The 17,735-nt window shown below is 72.2% G+C and carries 17 protein-coding genes; 9 read left to right on the top strand and 8 right to left on the bottom strand.

Going from position 1 to position 17,735, the window contains the following annotated elements:
• Positions 1-26: 26 nt before the first annotated feature.
• On the top strand, positions 27-1,640 hold the full coding sequence (locus tag AB0R04_RS03705; protein ID WP_363367850.1) for an MFS transporter: 1,614 nt from the start codon (positions 27-29) through the stop codon (positions 1,638-1,640).
• A 115-nt stretch (positions 1,641-1,755) separates the two neighbouring features.
• Here AB0R04_RS03705 and AB0R04_RS03710 read toward each other — a convergent pair whose 3' ends face one another.
• Positions 1,756-2,718, bottom strand: a complete 963-nt coding sequence (locus tag AB0R04_RS03710; protein WP_363367851.1) for a phosphotransferase — start codon at positions 2,716-2,718, stop codon at positions 1,756-1,758.
• Between the two features lie 57 nt (positions 2,719-2,775).
• Positions 2,776-3,843, bottom strand: a complete 1,068-nt coding sequence (locus AB0R04_RS03715) for a TetR/AcrR family transcriptional regulator C-terminal domain-containing protein (protein WP_363367853.1) — start codon at positions 3,841-3,843, stop codon at positions 2,776-2,778.
• A 166-nt stretch (positions 3,844-4,009) separates the two neighbouring features.
• On the opposite strand from AB0R04_RS03715, the gene AB0R04_RS03720 reads away from it, so the two are divergent.
• The gene (locus AB0R04_RS03720; RefSeq protein ID WP_363367855.1) at positions 4,010-5,119 is read left to right on the top strand and encodes an FAD-dependent monooxygenase; all 1,110 of its coding nucleotides are present in this window, start codon (positions 4,010-4,012) and stop codon (positions 5,117-5,119) included.
• A gap of 536 nt (positions 5,120-5,655) precedes the next feature.
• Here the strand turns inward: AB0R04_RS03720 and AB0R04_RS03725 are convergent.
• Positions 5,656-6,129 carry a MarR family transcriptional regulator gene (locus AB0R04_RS03725; protein ID WP_363367857.1) on the bottom strand — a complete coding sequence of 158 codons (474 nt, stop codon included), beginning with the start codon at positions 6,127-6,129 and terminating at the stop codon, positions 5,656-5,658.
• 42 nt (positions 6,130-6,171) lie between these two features.
• On the opposite strand from AB0R04_RS03725, the gene AB0R04_RS03730 reads away from it, so the two are divergent.
• Positions 6,172-7,074, top strand: a complete 903-nt coding sequence (locus AB0R04_RS03730) for an alpha/beta hydrolase (RefSeq protein WP_363367859.1) — start codon at positions 6,172-6,174, stop codon at positions 7,072-7,074.
• Positions 7,075-7,125: 51 nt separating this feature from the next.
• On the opposite strand, the gene AB0R04_RS03735 is transcribed toward AB0R04_RS03730, so the two are convergent.
• A complete protein-coding gene (locus AB0R04_RS03735; RefSeq protein ID WP_363367861.1) occupies positions 7,126-7,488 on the bottom strand; it encodes an amidohydrolase family protein in 363 nt (120 codons plus the stop codon).
• Between AB0R04_RS03735 and AB0R04_RS03740 the strand changes: the two genes are divergently transcribed.
• Both AB0R04_RS03740 and AB0R04_RS03745 read left to right on the top strand, forming a co-directional pair.
• A complete protein-coding gene (locus AB0R04_RS03740) occupies positions 7,474-8,061 on the top strand; it encodes an MFS transporter (RefSeq protein ID WP_363367863.1) in 588 nt (195 codons plus the stop codon). The genes AB0R04_RS03735 and AB0R04_RS03740 overlap by 15 nt on opposite strands.
• Before the next feature lie 705 nt (positions 8,062-8,766).
• Positions 8,767-9,984, top strand: a complete 1,218-nt coding sequence (locus AB0R04_RS03745; RefSeq protein ID WP_363367865.1) for a hypothetical protein — start codon at positions 8,767-8,769, stop codon at positions 9,982-9,984.
• Between the two features lie 189 nt (positions 9,985-10,173).
• Here AB0R04_RS03745 and AB0R04_RS03750 read toward each other — a convergent pair whose 3' ends face one another.
• On the bottom strand, positions 10,174-10,659 hold the full coding sequence (locus tag AB0R04_RS03750; protein ID WP_363367867.1) for an FBP domain-containing protein: 486 nt from the start codon (positions 10,657-10,659) through the stop codon (positions 10,174-10,176).
• Positions 10,660-10,730: 71 nt separating this feature from the next.
• On the opposite strand from AB0R04_RS03750, the gene AB0R04_RS03755 reads away from it, so the two are divergent.
• Positions 10,731-11,300, top strand: coding sequence for a WHG domain-containing protein (locus AB0R04_RS03755; RefSeq protein WP_363367869.1), 570 nt, complete (start codon positions 10,731-10,733; stop codon positions 11,298-11,300).
• Positions 11,301-11,469: 169 nt separating this feature from the next.
• Positions 11,470-12,123 carry a GAP family protein gene (locus AB0R04_RS03760; protein ID WP_363367870.1) on the top strand — a complete coding sequence of 218 codons (654 nt, stop codon included), beginning with the start codon at positions 11,470-11,472 and terminating at the stop codon, positions 12,121-12,123.
• 58 nt (positions 12,124-12,181) lie between these two features.
• On the opposite strand, the gene AB0R04_RS03765 is transcribed toward AB0R04_RS03760, so the two are convergent.
• Together AB0R04_RS03765 and AB0R04_RS03770 are read right to left on the bottom strand one after the other, a co-directional pair.
• Positions 12,182-13,054, bottom strand: a complete 873-nt coding sequence (locus AB0R04_RS03765; RefSeq protein WP_363367872.1) for a universal stress protein — start codon at positions 13,052-13,054, stop codon at positions 12,182-12,184.
• 226 nt (positions 13,055-13,280) lie between these two features.
• On the bottom strand, positions 13,281-13,937 hold the full coding sequence (locus tag AB0R04_RS03770) for a 1,4-alpha-glucan branching protein (RefSeq protein WP_363367874.1): 657 nt from the start codon (positions 13,935-13,937) through the stop codon (positions 13,281-13,283).
• Between the two features lie 785 nt (positions 13,938-14,722).
• Here AB0R04_RS03770 and AB0R04_RS03775 point away from each other — a divergent pair.
• A complete protein-coding gene (locus AB0R04_RS03775) occupies positions 14,723-15,799 on the top strand; it encodes a hypothetical protein (protein WP_363367876.1) in 1,077 nt (358 codons plus the stop codon).
• 77 nt (positions 15,800-15,876) lie between these two features.
• On the opposite strand, the gene AB0R04_RS03780 is transcribed toward AB0R04_RS03775, so the two are convergent.
• The gene (locus AB0R04_RS03780; protein ID WP_363367878.1) at positions 15,877-16,101 is read right to left on the bottom strand and encodes a hypothetical protein; all 225 of its coding nucleotides are present in this window, start codon (positions 16,099-16,101) and stop codon (positions 15,877-15,879) included.
• Positions 16,102-16,305: 204 nt separating this feature from the next.
• Here AB0R04_RS03780 and AB0R04_RS03785 point away from each other — a divergent pair, with 204 nt between their 5' ends.
• A complete protein-coding gene (locus AB0R04_RS03785) occupies positions 16,306-17,586 on the top strand; it encodes an MFS transporter (protein ID WP_363367880.1) in 1,281 nt (426 codons plus the stop codon).
• Positions 17,587-17,735 lie beyond the last annotated feature (149 nt).

The following is a 17,735-nucleotide window of genomic DNA, read 5'->3' on the forward strand; positions in this document are numbered from 1 at the left end:
CAGGCCCGGCAGAAAGCCCCGACCACATGCCCGACACACCCGCTCGACCACCGTCCCCCGCCACCCCGGGCCGCGCCCGGCACCGCTGGACGGCGGCGGCCACCATGTACCTCGGCCTGTACCTGCTGGGCCTGGACCTCACCGTCCTCAACGTCGCCGCCCCCGACCTCCAGAACGACCTGCACGCCCACCTCTCACAAGTGCAGTGGGTGGTCAACGGATACACCCTCGCCCTCGGCGGCACCGTCCTCGCCGTCGGCGCGATGACCGACCGCATCGGCCGCAGACGCGCCTTCACCGCCGGCCTGGCCCTGTGCGCCGCAGCATCCGCCGCAGGAGCCCTGGCCAGCGGCGTCACCCAGGTGATCGCCGCGCGCTTCGCCATGGGAACCGGGGCCTCCCTGCTCATGCCCGCCACCCTGTCCACCGTCATCAGCCTCTTCCCCGAACCGCAGCTGCGCCAACGCGCCATCGCGCTGTGGGCTGCCGTCGGCGGCATCGGATTCGCCAGCGGCCCGGTGGCCGGCGGATGGCTGGTCGAGCACCACGGCTGGCGCGCCGGTTTCTGGATCAATCTCCCGATCGCCGCGACGGCCATCGTCCTGGCCTACTGCGTCGTCCCCGAATCCCGGGACACGGAACGGCGCCGCGTGGACCTCACCGGTGCGGTCCTGTCCGCCGCGGGACTGCTGACACTCGTATGGGCCGTCATCGAGGCCCCGACCCGGGGTTGGACCAGCACGACCGTCCTGGCCGCGTTCACCGTGGCGACAGGATGGCTGGCGGCCTTCCTCGTCCACCAGAGCCGCAGCGCGGCGCCGATGCTGCCCCTGGCCTTCCTGCGCGACCCGCGCATCGGCGTCGCCGCAGCCACCCTGGCCACCCTCTCCCTGGCCCTGTACGGCGCCCTGCTGGTCGTCTCCCTCTACCTTCAGGAGGTGCTGGGCTACTCGCCGTGGCAGGCGGGCGTCCGCACCCTCCCCCTGCCGCTCGCCCTTGCCGCGGGGGCCGTCGCGGTGGTGCCGCAGATCTCCCGATGGGGAGCGCGGGCGACGGTCGTGAGCGGCCTGGCCCTCGTCGTCGCCGCCTTCGTCGTCCTGGCCGGAGCGACCCCGGAATCCGGGTACCCGCGGGTGGCCGTCTTCCAGATCATCGCAGGATTCGGCGCGGGCATGGCCGCAACAGCGGGAACCGGGTCCGTGATGGGGGCCGTTCCCGCGCAGCGTGCCGCACTCGGCTCGGCCATCAACGACGCGACCCGCCAGGTCGGCTCGGCGGTGGGGGTGGCCCTGCAAGGCTCGATCCTCGCGTCCGTGTCCGCCTCCAGCCTGCACCGCTCCCTGTCCCCGTACTCCGCCCAACTCCCTGAAGCAGCAAGGGCCGACATCCTCAGCACCCGCCTCTACCTGGCAGACGTCCCGCCCGCGCTCAGGTCCGTCGTCCTGGCCTCGGCCCGCCAGGCGTTCATCGACGGCCTGATCACGGCAGCACTGGTCGCCGGGGCACTCACCCTGGCCGCCGGCGCCGCAGCCGCAGTGTGGCTGCCGCGACGGTCAACGAGCTGCGTGCCGGGCTCGGAGGTGGACGGGGCGGCGCCACGGGACGGCACCGCGGAGTCCTGCGAGCGGGCGGAGCGGTGAGCCCTTCGACCTGCTCGACGAGCGTCACCGCGGTGCAGAGGCCGCTCGGCGCCCGGACCGCGCTCCGGCCCCGCTCCGGACCGGGCTCCGGCCCCCGCTCCGGACCGGCCCTGGCTCAGCCCCAGGCGTCCATCAGGGAGGTGACGTAGGCGTCCAGCCGCTGCTCCACGGCTCGCGTCGTCAGCTCCGCCCTCCCTGCCTCCCGCCAGGGCTGCGCCACCGACCGCACTTCCTCCGAGCACGCCAGTCCGTCCCGCACCCGCCAGTACAGCCGCTCGCTCGCGGTCGCGGCCAGCACCCCGCCGGCCTCCTCGTACGCCTCGGCGAACCGCTGACCCCACGCCGGGCCGTGCAGCAGCGCGAGATTGGTGGAGCAGTGCGCCACGTCGAGATCCGCCGGGCCCCAGGAGGCCGCCGCCCAGTCGACGACGCCGGTGATCCGCGCACCTGCCGGCCCTGGGGGCGGCACGTCGAACAGCACGTTGCCGGGTTGGAAGTCCCGGTGCAGGAACCGCCCTTCACCGGGCGGCGCGGGCCGGCGGATCACGTCGATCGCCGCGGCCCATGCCGCCGCGTCGGCGCCCTTCGGCACGACGACGGTGTCGGCGGTCGTCAACGCCACATAATCCCGGGGCTGTTCGGCGGGCCGCAGCGCGTGGATCGCCACGAGCTGACGGGCCAGCAGCGGGACGCGTGTCTCCACCCCCTCATCGTCGAGGACCGTCCGGCCCGCCAGATGCGTCATGAGGAGCGACGGATACTCGCACTGCGCGGCGCTCGGATCAACCGCGACCAGCGCGGGAGCCGGCACACCGGTCCCCGCCAGCAGGGTCAGGGCGCCGGCCTCCCTGCCCAGCCAGTCCTCGGCGCGCTCCACGGAGAACGGGTCGACGAAACTCCGCAGCACCAGGTCGCGGGTGCCTCCGTCCCGCGTGCCGATGGTCAGCCTCCGCATCTCGGCAGTGATGCCGCCGTGCAGCGCCTCGATTCCGACGATCCGTTCGCCGGCCTCCAGGTGCCGGCGCACCCAAGCCAGTGTCAACGGTCGGACGGCTGACGCTTCGTCATGGTTGGTCACCGCGCCACCTCATCATCCGGGCAGCAGCGCGCGCAAAGGACTTCAGCGGCATGACGGTCAACGGTCAGCCGCAGGCAGCCGCGATTCCGCCGGACGGTGAGGGCCCCCGATCGCGGCGGTACCGCCCGTGACAGCCTCCTGGCCTTCGACGATGGACGTCAGACCGTCGAGGAGCGTCTTGAGGCCGAATTCGAAGAGCGCGTCGAGGCGCAGGTCGTAGCCGTCCTCGAAGGATCCGACCACCTTGGTGAAGGCCGGGAAGCGGCCGGATTCCACCAGTTCCTGGAGGGCGGGGGCGCGGCTGTCCATCCACTGGTCTTCCGACTGGCCCGTGGCGGCCTCGGCGTGCGCTTCCATCTCCAGGTGCACCGCCAGGCCCTGGACATGGCTGTAGAGCAGGACGTGGATGTCGAACAGCGTCGTGGGGTCGAGTCCGTGGCCGTCGAGGGCGCTCAGCACCCACTCGCCGTGGACCATCAGATTGGGCACGAGCAGCGGGCGCGTGAGGGAGCCGAGCTGCGCCAGCCACGGGTGCTGCCGGTACAGGCTCCACAGGGTCCGGGCGCCCAGCTCGATGCGGGTGCGCCAATCCTCGGGGGCGTCGGGGGCGTCGGGGGCGTCGGGGGTTTCTGCGGGGTAGGACTTCTCGCCGAACGCGGCGTCGGCCATGCGCAGGACGAGGTCTTCCTTGCTCGGGACGTACCGGTAGGTCGACATCGCCGCGACGCCGAGGCGGGCCGCGACGCCGCGCATGGAGAGCGCCGGGAGCCCTTCGGCGTCGGCGATCTCGATGGCGGTACGGACGATCCGGTCGAGGCTCAGCTCCTGCTCCTGCTCCTGCTCGGGGTCCGGGACGGGTGACGGGCGCCTGCGGGCCGGTGCGGCGGGGGCGGTTCCGGCGACGACCGTGCCGATCCGGGGCCGGGCCTCGACAAGTCCCTCCAGGCGCAGGGTGGTCAGGGCCTTGGTGGCGGTGGCGAGCGCGACGCCCCATTCCGCGGCGATCTGCCGGGTCGAGGGAACCCGGTCCCCGGGGGCGAGTTCACCGTGCGCGATGCGCCGCCGGATCGCGGCGACGATGCGCAGATAGGGCGGATCACCGGCTGTCCCTGTGGTCTTCGTCACGACCTGCCGCCTTCCTTCTGTGTACTAGGACAGAGGGTAGCAGCGGTAACGCCGAACGGAACGGGACTGCTCTAGTACACGTCGCGTAGACGGCTGGTTGAAGGCTCTGCGCGTACGGCGTACGTTCAGGGCGCGTACATCGTACAGAGCACTGGAGGAGCTCCTCATGCAGACCGTACTCATCTCCGGCGGCGGAATCGCCGGGCCCGTCCTCGCCTACTGGCTGCGCCGCCACGGCTTCGCGCCCACTGTCGTCGAACGCGCTCCGGGCCGGCGCCCCGGCGGACAGGCCGTGGACATCCGCGGTGTCGCGCTGGAAGTCGTGGAGCGGATGGGCCTGCTGGAGCAGGCAAGTAGCGTACGGACCCGGATGCGCGGCATGTCGATCCTCGGCCCCGACGGCCGCGAGGTCGACCGCTCCACCGAGGCGACCTTCAGCAGCGGACGGCTCGACAGCGAGGACATCGAGGTGCTGCGCGAGGACCTGGTGAGGATGATGCACGAGCACACGCGCGCAGGCGTCGAGTACCTCTTCGGCGACAGCATCGCCGCGCTGGACGAGGACGAGACCGGCGTGCGCGTCGACTTCGCGCACGGACCGTCCCGCACCTTCGATCTCGTGGTCGGGGCTGACGGCCTGCACTCCACCGTACGGCGCCTGGCCTTCGGGCCGGAGAAGCGTTTCGCCCACCACCTGGGCAGCTACCTCTCGGTGTTCAGCGCGGACAACTTCCTCGCCCTGGACAACTGGCAGGTATGGCTGCGGGACGGCGACGCGGGCTTCGGCATCATGCCCGTGCGTGACAACACCGAACTCAGGATCGCCTTCGGCTTCGAGTCCGCCCCCCTCGCCCACGACCTCCGCGGCGGCGCCGCCCTCCGGCAGCTCGTCGTGGACAAGCTCGCGTCGATGCGTTGGGAAGGGACCCGCTTGGCCGAGGCCGCCCGGAAGGCCCCCGACTTCTACTGCGACGCGATGGCCCAGATCCGCATGGACCAGTGGTCGCGGGGCCGGGTGGCCCTGCTCGGAGACGCCGGCTACTGCCCTTCCCCTCTCTCGGGGCAGGGCACCAGCCTGGCCCTCGTGGGCGCCCACGTGCTGGCCGACTGCCTTGCCCGGGCCGGCGGCGACCACCGCGCCGCGTATGCCCGCTACGAGCGGCGGATGCGCCCCTTCGTCACCCTCAACCAGGCCCTGGCCACCGAGAACCCCGGCGGACCCGCCTCGGAGGAATCCGTCGCGCACGCCAAGAACGCACTCTCACTGGACGGCTGAACCCTGCCCCGAACGGACACCGAAGCCGACAGGGGAGGGCTTGAGACGGCGGCGAGTGCCGCTGTTCGCGCGGTGCGCGTCGAGGCCTGCCCGGCGCAGGCGTCGGCCCCCTCTACCAGGAGGGGGCCTCTACTGCTCCTGCGACTTACACTCTCGTTCTTGACGCCTGTTCATGCTTCGTTGGTTGCCGTCCGTGCTCACTGGCCGGACGGAGCGAGCGTCGCGTACGACGCGGCGTGATGTTGTTCCGAGAGCGACCCCCGCTGGGGCCTCCGTCCGTGCGCAGTCGGATCGGACGGTTCGTTTCACCCGGGTTTGCTCGGGGTGGGGCCGCTCCTCCGGATGGGGCGGTGATGCTCCCGAGCTCCCTGCTTTCCGTGAGGCTCTCGCCCTACGCGGCTTCCAGGGGACACCCCCCAGCGTGCGCCTTGCCGGCCGCGGAGGCAACCCCAGCAGGGCCTTCGCCGAAGGTGACGGCGGAGGAGCGTGGTGTCGCCGGGCCGAGCGTAGGCGAGCAGGTGGCCGGGCTTGTGCTTTCAGCCGGTGGGGGTGCCGATCTGGTCGCGTTCGAGCGCGGAGCGCAGCCGGCGGAGGGCCAGGGCGGCGGCCGCCGTCGTGGACTGGTCGAGGGTGCCTTCGACCAGCTCGCTCAGGCCTGCGGTGAAGGTCGCCTCGGCGGCGTCGAGGAGCTGGGAGCCGTCGTCGGTCAGGGCCAGCAGTGAGGACCGGCGGTCCGCCGGGTTGGCCTGGCGGACGACCCAGCCCTGCTTCTCCAGGCGGTCGACGCCCTTGCTGGTCGCGCCGGCTCCGATGGCGAACTCCGCAGCGAGGTCGGCCACCCGGGCCCCCGGGTGCTCGCGCAGGAACCGCAGGAACTCGAACTGCGACGTCACGATGCCGTGCCGCTCGCGCAGGCGGTCATTCAGCGCGTAGTACAGGCGCGTCTCGCAGCGGACGAGATCCGCGAAGAATCCCTGGAGGTCGGCGGCGCCATCCGATGTATATTCCACGGCATATAGTGTAGAGGAAGCCATTTCATAGGAGGAACGCAGATGAGCAAGGAACAGCTCGCCAAGATCGACGCGATGCTCCGCCGGCCCCGACCGGAGGGCCAACGCTCCGTCGAGGAGCTGCGCGCCGGGTTCAGGGCGCTCATGGACACGATGATCGTGCCGGACGACGTCCGCACCTCGCGGACCACGCTCGGCGCCCGGCCCGCCCTGCACGTCACACCGGACAACGGCGCGCGCCCGGGCACGATCCTGTACTTCCACGGTGGCGGATTCGTCTTCGGCTCTCCCGAGACCGCGCTGTCGCTGACCGCGCAGCTCGTCTCGAAGACCGGGCTCGACGCGTACTCGGTGGACTACCGGCTGGCCCCCGAGCACCCGTTCCCGGCTGGCCTGGAAGACAACCTGAGCGCCTACCGCGCCCTCCTCGACAGCGGCCTGGAGCCGTCCGCCATCGCGTTCGCCGGGGACTCCGCCGGCGGCGGTTTCGCGGTCACCACCGCCCTCGCCGCCCGCGACGCGGGCCTGCCGCTGCCCGCCGCGATCGTGGTCTTCTCCCCGGGCCTGGACGCCACCCGGAGCGGGGAGAGCATGACGACCAAGGAGGGCATCGACCCGATCTTCACCCGCGAGGCCGTCACACACACCGGGGCCATGTACCTCGCCGGCCAGGACCCCGAGCAGCCCCTCCTCAGCCCGGCCCTCTTCGCCGACCTGACCGGCTTCCCCCCACTCCTCATCCAGGTGGGCGCCAACGAAATCCTCCTCGACGACTCCACCCGCCTCGCCACCCGCGCACGCGACGCCGGAGTCGACGTCATCCTCGACATCACCGCCGACGCCCCCCACGTCTTCCAGGCCTTCGCGGGCGGCACCCTCGACGAAGCCGACCAGGCACTCGACCGCGCCGCCCTCTTCCTCACCCAGCGCATCCCCGCGCCCTGACGCCCCGCGCCCTCACCGGCCGCCAGGCCGCCGGCGTGGCCAGGTGATCGTTTACGCCGGTGCCTGCGGCCCGGTTGCTGCTCCTCGCCGGGGTGACCAGTTCAGCAGCCGGGCCGGGTTCGTGGTGACGGCGGCGCGCAGGACCGACGGGTCGACGTGCGCGGCCGGCCAGGCGAGGCAGTCGGCGAACGTCCTGCTGTGTTCGTGGCGGGTCCAGGGCCAGTCGCTGCCCCACAACAGGCGCTGGTGGCCCGCTTCCTCCAGTACGCGTTGCAGCATGAGGCCGGGCGCGTCGGGGGCGCAGCGGTAGGGCGCGGAGGCCTTGACCCACACGTGGTCGCGCGTGGCCAGGTCCAGTACCGCGCGGTCGGCGCCCTCGGATGCGCCCGGCAGGCCGAGGTGGTCGATCACCACGGGGGACGGCCAGGCGCGCACTACGCCCTCACCACCTTCCTGCCCACCTACCTCCACACCACCCGGCACCTGTCGATGAGCGGCAGCGGGCACCTCGCGGTCTTCATCGCCGGCTCGTTCCTCGGCTACCTCGCATCCGGGTGGCTCTCCGACCGGATCGGCCGCCGCCGCAACGTCGTCCTCTTCGCCCTGTGCTGCCTCGTGACCCTCGTTCCCTACCTGCTGCTGCCACTCGGCGATCTCGGCACCCTCATCGCGGGCGCGCCGCTCGGGTTCTTCTCGGCCGGGATCCCCGGCGGACTGGGCGCCCTGTTCGCGGAGTTGTACCCCACCCGCGTCCGGGGCAGCGGGCAGGGCTTCTGCTACAACCTGGGCCGCATCGTCAGCGCCGCGTTCCCCGCTCTCGTCGGCTACCTCTCCGGATGCCTCGGACTCGCGGCGAGCATCGCCCTCTTCGCAGGGCTCGCCTACGCACTGGCGGCCATCGCCGCCACCTGCCTCCCCGAGACCCGCAACCGCGAACTGCCCCACGACCCGGCCCCCGCCGCCTATCCGGAGCACATCGCCGGCTGACCACATCCCTTCGGCCCGGGCGCGTTCCTCCTCCCCGGGTGTGTTCCTCCTCCCCGAACACCAGGCAACCGTCCCGTGGCGGCCCGGTGTACGGCGGACACGTCCGCATGTGCACCCGCCTGGGGCCCCAGGCGGGTGAACCCGCCACCGACACCACGTGGTTGTCCCCGGTGGCGGCCGCCGTGTCCCGCAGAGCGAGAAGCCGTCGGGCCGGTTCGCGCAGCCGGGACGGTTTCCGTGGGCTTCAGGACGGCACGATGGCGAACTCCGTGAAGCGTGGGGCAGTTCAATCCAATGTTGCGGAGAGTGGTCACCCGTTAGGTGCCTGGCGAGGGCGGGAGCGGCCAGGTCGGGATAGGAATCGTGTGGTGGCCCTACCAGGCACTATCGCCAGCCGTTCCACCTGCTGGTCTGCCTGGCCGATGGCAGCGGAGGGCGGTTCGGCCTCATCCAGATCTGAGCCCCGCCCACCGGCAGGCCGGGCCTTCCGGCCCGGACGTGAAAACGGTGGACGCCTCTCCGGCCACGCGAGGATCCGACCCGTCCGAGGTCGCGTCCGCCGGGGCCGGAGCGGTCCTTCGCGACGCGCTCCCCGACTCGGTCGCGAAGGGGCCCACCCCGCTCGGACCAGTCCCGCCCCTCTCGACGTCGCTGCCCGACGGCGACGACGCACATCGCCGACAACGACCGCGAACGGGAAGACCCATGAGAAATCCACTGTCCGCCAGGGCGTCCGCTTTTGTTGCCGCGAGCGCGCTCGTCTGCTCGGTGTTCACCAGCGCCGGCGCAGCGCCGGCCGTACCCGCCGCCGTACCCGCCGGCCGAGCCCTCGCCGCGCAGGTGGCGTTCTGGGCGGGGCAGTCGGTCCAGCCGTGTCTGGCGGTGGACCCGCTGACCTGCCCGCGGGACCTCAGCGCGTTCACCGACACCGTGTGGAACACCCTGGCCGCCGGCCACAGTCCGCTCTACCTCGACCTCGTGTACGGCTCGGATTTCGGCCCCGCGCTGCCGGGCGAGAACCAGCGCACCGACGCTCTGGCCCTGGTCGAGCAGGCGAACACCCGTGGCGTGCCGGTCAGCGCCTGGATCACCGTGCCGCTGTCGGACGGCACCTTCGACACCGAGCAGAACGCCGCCCTCGTCCAGAGCGCCGTCGAGGACTTCCACGTCTGGTCGCTCGCCCACGACCTGCAGTTCTCCCAGGCCGTACTCGACCTGGAATCCCCCACCGGCGACCAGGCCGTGGCCCAGGCCCTCACCCAGAAGGACCTGACCGGCTTCAACGCCCTGCTGAACGCCAACAGCCTCGACCCCGCCGCACAGTGCCGCGCGATCCACACCTACGCCGACACCATCGCCTGGGCGCACCAGAACGGGATGCGGATCTCGGGCTCGCCCGTGCCCTACGCGCTGGACGACCTGGACAACGGCAGCATCGCCCTGCAGGCCGCGCTCGGCATCACGGCGTTCCCGCCGACCGGCTACGACCAGTACTTCCTTCAGGCCTACCGTGCCTTCGGCATCGACCTGGGATCCGGCTACGTGGCGTCCTACTTCGCCGACATCCAGCGCTACTTCGGCACTGCGGGACAGGTCACCATCGGCAATACCGGGATCCCGCCGTACGACAACCTCACCACCGTCGTCAACGACATCAGAATGCTCACCGGCCTCGGTGCCACCACCATCCCGGTGTTCGACCTCGAAGGCACCGTCAAGGCCTTCGGCGCCGACGGCGTGACCGCCCTCGTCCAGGCCGGCCGCAACCCCATGACCGGCAGCGAACTCACCGCCGCCACCCAGATGTCCGTGACCGGCGCCGCCGCACGCGCCCTCTTCCACACCCTCGACACGGCCGCCACCACCGCAACCCCCCTCACCACCGGACACCAGCCCAACCCCTACCCCGGTGCCTGCATGTAGTACCGGCACCGGCCCGTGGGCGGTGGGGCCCTGGCGGCTCGCAACGGCTGCCGGAAGTCCTGATCCCGGGGAGTGGGTGAGGTGCGGCTCAGGCGGACACCGGGCCCGCCGCAGCGGGCCCGGTGTCCGGTGATGCGAGGAGCCGGCGCAGGGCGAGGACAACGTCCCGGGGTGACGCGCCGCCGCGGCTCACACGGTGACCTTGGCGACGAAGGCGGCGAGGTTGGCCGCGGTGCGTCGGATCTTCTCCTCGACGGTGAGCGACTCGTGCAGCCGGGTGCCGGTCTCCCGCTTGCCGCGCACGTAGAGCGAGCAGGCGAGGTCGCTGCACATGTAGGCGCCGACGGAGTTGCCCTGCTTGCCGGCCTTCCCGGCCAGGGGCGCGACCAGCAGCGAGACGCCTCCGGTGTGGGTGGTCACGCACAGCGAACAGATGCTGCGGCGGGCCTGCCAGGAGGCGGCGCCGGAGGAGCGCAGCGCGACCGCCACCACGCGGCCGTCCGACTCGGCGGCGAGGTAGGCGCGATCGGGCGCCTGCGGGTCGCGCCACCCGAGGAAGTCCAGGTCGTCCCAGGGCTGTTCGGCCAGGTCGCGGGGGATGTGCAGTCGCTTCGCCTCGCCCTTGGTGCAGTTCACGAAGGCGGCACGGATCTCTTGCTCGGTCAACGGCTTCATAGGATCCAACGTAAATTACCTAGGACTATTAGGCAAATGTATAATGGCCTCAGTCGATCGGAGGGAAGGCCATGGCGCGCGTAGGACTGAACGCGGAACGACTCACCCGGGCAGGAGCAGAACTGGCCGACGAGGTCGGCTTCGACAAGGTCACGGTCTCGGCGCTGGCACGACACTTCGGCGTCAAGGACGCGAGCCTGTACTCGCACGTCAAGAACTCCCACGACCTCAAGACCAGGATCGCCCTGCTCGCACTCGAGGAACTCGCCGACCGGGTCGCCGCCGCCCTGGCCGGACGCGCCGGCAAGGACGCCCTGGCCGCCTTCGCCAACGCCTACCGCGACTACGCCCGCGAACACCCCGGCCGCTACGCCGCCGCGCAGCTCGAACTCGACCCCGAGACCGCGCGCGCCAGCGCCGGCGTCCGGCACTCGCAGATGACACGCGCGATCCTGCGCGGCTACGACCTCGCGGAACCCGACGAGACCGACGCCGTCCGGCTGCTCGGCAGCACCTTCCACGGCTACGTCGCCCTGGAACGGGCCGGGAGCTTCCAGCACACCCCGCGCGGCACCGAGGACACCTGGGCGCGCATCCTCGACGCCCTCGACGCACTGCTGCGCAACTGGCCGGCGGCCTGACCGCCCGCTCCGCGCGGCTCCGTGCGGCTCCGTCGGCCGGGGCCGGCCCCGGGGTGCGGCCAGGTGACCGTTCCCGCCCGGGACTGCGGGCGCCGGAGCCCGTCCGGCGGGAGAATTGAGGTCGACCAGGCCGCCCGGGCCCTGTGCAGCGGCGGGAGGAAGGTGGTCCGTGAACGTCGTGCTGAGCGAGGTGGCGCCGCTGGCCCTGGCCATCGCGTTGTCGCCGTTGCCGATCGTGCCGGCGCTCCTCCTGCTGTTCACTCCCCGGCCCAGGGCCACGGCCGGAGCCTTCCTGGCCGGGTGGGCGGCCGGAATCCTCGTGGCGGCGTCCGCGTTCACGGCACTCGCGGCCGTCATCGAGACCCGCGAGGAGACCCCGACCTGGGCGTCCTGGACCAAAGTCGTCCTCGGCGCGGTCCTCGTCCTGCTCGCCGGGCGGCAGTGGCTCTCCGGCGGCAAGAAAGGGACCCCGGCCTGGATGCGGAGCCTCACGGACGCCACGCCGGCCAAGGCCCTGCGGCTGGGGCTCCTGCTGTCGGGGGCCAACCCGAAGACCATCCTGCTGTCCGCGGCGGCAGGGCTGACCATCGGCTCCGCCGAACTGGGTCCGCCCCGTACGGTCATCGCCGTGGCGGTGTTCACCGCGCTCGCCGTCTCCACCGTCGTGCTTCCCCTGCTGCTCCACATCGCGCGGGGGGAGCGTGTCCTCACTCCGCTGGGCAGGGCCAGGACCTGGTTGGAGACCCATAACAGCACCGTCACCGCTGTGGTCCTCGCCGTGATCGGGGTGCTCCTCGTCATCGACGGTGCCGGCGGGCTGTGAGCGGCGTCGGCCCCGCTCACCTGGACGGATGAGGGCCTGGGGCGGCTGCTGCGGCCGGTCAGGCGTCCGGGACGACGGCGACCGGGCAGCGGACGTGGTGGATCGCGGCGTGCGCCACCGGGCCGAGGTGCGCGCCGAGAGGCAACCGCCGGACGTGGCGGCCGAGGACGACCAGCCGGGCCGTCTCCGACGCTTCCACCAGGACGATGGCGGCGTTGCCCCGGACGAGTTCGGACGTCACGGTCACCTGGGGGTAGCGGGCCAGCCAGAGGGCCAGGACGTCGGCGAACTGCTTCCGCTCGGAGGCGGACAGCTCCTTCTCCAGCCCTCCGATGGCGTCGAACGCCATGTACTCGCTGCCGGCCGGTGGCGCCCAGACGTGGACGATCCGCAGGGGGGCCGAGCGGTGGGCGGCCGCCTCGAAGGCGAACGCGAGGACGTCGTCCGGCGGATGTGCGAGGTCGACGCCCACCAGGACGGGGTCGGTGGCGGCGCCCTGTTCGCCCTCACCGGCCCGGACCAACACCACCGGGCAGGTGGCCCGGCGCAGCACCTCCTGGCTCACCGAGCCGACCAGGAAGCCGCGCACGGGCCCCAGCCCCCGGGAGCCGAGCACGAGTACGGCGGAGGTCCGGCCGGCGGTCACCAGCGCCTTGGCCGGGTCGTCGGGGACCTGGCGGGAGGAGACCTGGAGGCCGGCGTGCGTGGCGCGCAGCTCCGCCTCGCGGGCGGCCAGGGCGTCCCGGCTGCGGTTGTACACCTCGTTGGTGCCGACCGAGTCCCGCTTGGGCCAGGGCCAGGCCTGGAGGAGTTCGAGGGCGAGCCCGCGGCGCAGCGCCTCCCGGGCGGCCCACGCGGTGGCGGCGAGGCTCTCCGGCGAACCGTCGAAGCCCGCGACGACGGGACCGTCCACGGCGACGGGACCGTTCACGGTGACCTCCCAGCGGTCGGGTCCGGGCCGGTCAGGCCCGCAGGTGGGTCGGGGGCGGCGGCGACCGTGGTCCATGCGGCGTCCCGCGGGTCGTACGTGGCCCGGGCGCCCCGGCCAGTATCGGCGGGAGCCGCTGCGGGCGCCTCCCGGCGCAGGGCGGTGCCCCGGGCGGTCCGGGCCCGGCTCGGCGGATCGGTCTGGGGAACGTGGGCGGACAGGGCGCAGGTCAGGCGCGCGGGGCGGTGTGCAGGACGGCGAACAGGCCCCGTGTGCGCGTGCCGTCGGGCAGCTGCCAGGCGCCGCCGAGGTGGCCGGCGGTCTCCGGGGCGGGGAGGGTCGCGTCGTCGGCGGCGGGGTGCAGCACCCGGTGCAGGCGCAGGGTCATGCCCCGGGGTGCCGTCAGCTCGGTGCCCTCCTGGTCGTCGTCGGCGGGGGTGGGGCTCAGGGGGGTGTCGCCGCGGTAGGAGCGGGTGACCTCCAGGTCGGGGGTGTCGCTGATGTTCTGGTCCTGGGCCTGGGCCCGGCCCTCGATCAGGGCCGACAACTGGGCGACCAGCACCGGGTCGTGGCAGCCGTCGTAGGCCCAGCGCCGCCCCAGCTCGCCGTGCTCCATGGTGCCGACGAGCGCGTGCTCCGCCCCGTCGAGCGGGGCGCCGCGGTAGGTGAGCGGGACGAAGTAGGTGGCGGGGGCGGGGCCCGAGGTGTCGGTGACCACGATGAACTCGATGCCGACCTCGCCCTGGGGGTCGTCCAGCCGGAAGCCGCCGGCCTTGGCCAGGTCCGGGGCGCCCGCGCCGCCGCGGTACCAGGGGCGGGAGGGGAGCCAGGAGGCGAGCAGCTCCAGCTTGCTCGGCTGGAGGGTGGTGTGGTGGATGACGGACATGCCGGGGGTGCTCCTCCGTTGTACGAGTGCGATGGTCATACCCTCCCACCCGTGCGGGGCTGACGGGCAAGCAGGCATCGTCGCTGGAGCGGATCGTTCAGGGCCCGTGGCCACGTCGAAGTTCGTCGTCGCTCAGGCCGGGGGTCGTATGCCGCCGAATCCTCCGGGCGGATCCTGGGAGCGGCGTGCCCGGGAAGACCCGTCCTGCCGCCTGTGCGCGATCGGACCCATGCCGACGGCACCGGCCGCCGCACGACGCGGCCGTCGACGTCTCGAAGGGCTGAACATGACGCACCCGTCCACCCCGGCCGCCGAGGCCACCGCGAGGCGTCTCACCGCCGCAGGCCACCATGTGGTCCTCGGGGCGCGGGCCCCCGCAGGCCTGTTGTGTTGATGGCCTGTTTGTCCCTCTTCGGGGCGGTGGCCGGGGCAGTACGGTCTGGACGAGACCGCATGGCAGTCGTCCTCCGCGCGAAGGAGTCTGTGTGATCACTCAACGCTACGGCGATCTGGAACTGCACTACACCACGAGCGTTCGGATGGCCTGGCCGACAAGGCTCCAACCCGCAGTGGCACCAGCGAGCAACCACCGTCGGATCGTCGCCGGTACCGTGGGGCAGGCCGGTTGGCGGGCCGCAGGATTCCAGTTCTCGAACGGGGCGAACCTCGGAGACACGGGGTCGCTGATGCTGCGGGACCGCTCCACCGACGGGAGCCTGCTGCGATCGGCTGTGAGGTGGGAACGGGTCGGTGATCTCCCGGTTGTTCCCGAGTATGCGGGCAGCGTGGCCTCCGCGATCTGGCGGCCGATACCTCCGCCGGGGTACGTCGCCCTGAGCGACTGCGCCTCCGCCGCACAGCCCCCGCTGGAGGCCGGCGTGTGCATCAGGCAGGTGCACAACGGGCAGACCTACGCGCGTCAGGGCGAAGTCGGCGAGCAGTTGTTCGAGCACGCCGGGACGCGGTTGTGGTCGGTGGTGACTCCGCCGTACCCGGACGGGGACCTTGACGAGCGCCTGTTCCTGCCCGTGGGCGGGTTCACCGCCGTGCGCGTCGCCGGGCGGCCCAACCCCACGCCCACGACCTGGATCCTGGATCTGCCCGCTGCCGTGCAACGCGGGAACAACCCCGGCATCCCGGTCCTGACGTCGCCCGCCAGGCCGCCGGCGCAGACGAGGGTGAACGACCGCACCGTGACCGTGCCCTACGTCCTGGTCGACGACCCCAGCCGCACCACGGCCTGGCGGATCCAGAACTCGCCGTTCTACCGGATCCGCCGCCACCGGATCTTCGATCTCGTCCTGTTCCGCGACAACGTCGCCGGAACCGCGGCCCAGACGGAGTCGCAGACGGTCACCACGGGGGTCACCCGGGAGGCGGGCTTCTCCTTCAGCGTGGCCACGGGCATCACCGTGGGCGCGTCGGTCGGTGTGGAGGTGTCCGCCAAGCCGTTCGGCATGGGCGCCAGTGTCACCACCACCGCCTCCGTCTCCGCCTCCATCGAACTGGGCTACGAAACCCGCCGCAACGTGTCGACCATGGCCCAGGAGAGCAAGGAACGCGGGCTCGTCATTCCGCCGCGCAGCACCGGCTGCCTGTGGATGGAGCAGCACGAACTCACGCCCATCCGCGCCGATGGCAGCACCCTCAGCACCCAGGCGTCCCTCGGGTTCCGTACGGACTACTACGTGACCGGCGAGTTCCCCGGCGGATCGGGCGTCATCCCCTTCACCAGCGACGCCTCCGGCGGGCGCACCCCGCTGCCTGCCACGCACCTGCTTCCCGACCGTCCCCGGGCGGCCGCAGACACGCCGCCGCCGGACAGCACGGCAGCCAACGGCGAACTGGCCGAAGGACAGTAGACGAGACGGTCCCACCAAGACGAGGACATCTGGTCACCGGCGTGCCCTCCGGCAGGCGGCACGCCGGTTCTTCGCCATCAGGCGTAGAGGCCGCCGAGCTTCTTGGCACGGGCGTACTCGGCCTTGGCCTTCACGGTGCGCGGGGTGTCGAGGGAGATGAACACGCCGCGTGCCTCGGGCAGTGCGCCCCGAAGCAGGTCCCAGTCCTGCCGCGCCTGGCCATCGGAGCGCCGAGCGACGCGTTGTGAATGCATCATCTGGTGATGGTCGGTCAGAACGCCTGAGCGGTTTTCGATCTTCACTTGAAGGAGTGATCCCACCCGTCGGGCGGTAGGGCGTACCGGCACCAACTTGCCAGTCTGGCCGGAAAGATGGCTCGTGGTCGGCCGATTTTGCGATCTTTTGGACAAGTGGGCGATCAAGGCCTTGATCTACTGCGGGGATCACCCCTAGATTGCGGTGCAATGTCACACTGAACCGACCGACACGGCGTGCCTGGGGGACCGGTGCCGGACACTGCACAGCAAGTACCGCACCAGAGCGCCGACAAGCTGCCCCGGGTGTTCTACCGGCTGGCACTGGGCGACGCCCTGTCCACGTACGGGAGCCAGCTCGACCTGGTGGCGCTCAGCCTGTTCGCCTACGAGGCGGCCGGGAACGCGCTCGGCACGGCCGGGTACCTGATCATCCGACTGACCGGCGGCCTCGTCGGCGGGCTGGTCTCCGGGCGTCTGGTGGCCCGGACCGACCGGCGGCGGCTGATGACGGGCTGCGCGCTGGCCCAGGCGCTGGCCCTGGTCGTGGTGGCCCTCGCGCCCGTCCCCGCGCGCATCCCGGTGCTCTACTCGCTCGCGCTGGTCTTCGGCGGCGCGGCCGCGGTGTGCGCCGTCGCGCTGCGGACCAGCATCCCGGAGATGGTCGGCTCCGAGCGCCGGGCCCGTGCCAACAGCCTGATGGCCAGCTGCCGTTCGGCCGCCATGGTGCTCGGCTTCGCCTCCGCCGGCGTGGTGGTGGCCTGGGCCGGGTTCCGCGCGGCGCTGCTCATCGACGCGTCCAGCTTCCTGGTGTTCGCGGCGGTGGTGCTCCGGCTGCCGCTGCGCACCCGGGCCGAGCCCGCCGAGCAGCCCGCCGCAGAACCGGCTGATCCCGCCGATCCCGCCGATTTCGCCGGGGGGACGAAGCGGCGCGGGAGCCGGTGGCAGGCGCTGATCGTCCTGCGGGCCGCCCCGGTGGTCGGCGCGATGGCGGCGATCCGGCTGCTGGACGCCTTCGGCTCGGCCGCGCACAACATCAGCCTGCCGGTCTTCGCCAACCAGCACTCTCCCGGCAACCCGGCCGCGCTGCTGGGCATGTTCTGGGCCACCTGGGCGGTCGGCAACCTCGGCGCCCAGCAACTGGTCTCCCGGCTCCTGCTGCGCCGGGGCATCGAACCGGGCGAGCGCGCCTTCGCCCTGGGCACCTGTCTGATGTCCGGCTGTTTCATCCTGGTCTTCACCGGGCTGCCGACCCCGCTGTTCCTGCTGGCGGCGATCGGCGCCGGGCTCGGCGACGGCTTCACCGAGATCTCGTACACCACCCGGATCCAGGCCCTCGCCGACGAACGGCGCGGCCAGGCCTTCGGGTTGCTGGCCTCCGCCGAGAACGTCGGCATGGGCACCGGGATGCTGCTGAGCGGATCGCTGCTGGCGCTGCTCAGCCCGCTGACCGTGGTCGGCGTCTCGCACGCCGTCCCGATCGTGCTGGCGCTCGGCTTCCTGGTCGTGGTCGCCCGGTCCCGCAAACGCTGAACCCCCCACCCCGCCGCAGTCACCCCGACGCACCCCCTCACAAGCACCCCATCACAAGCACCGCGCCACCGGATCCGCCGGCGCCACCGCGCCGCAGGCACCAGCCTGATCCGCTCACCCTCCGTACCCCGGGGCGGTCCGTACCCGCG

Origin of the sequence: Kitasatospora sp. NPDC056731 (assembly GCF_040687675.1) — a bacterium.
Taxonomy (GTDB): domain Bacteria; phylum Actinomycetota; class Actinomycetes; order Streptomycetales; family Streptomycetaceae; genus Kitasatospora.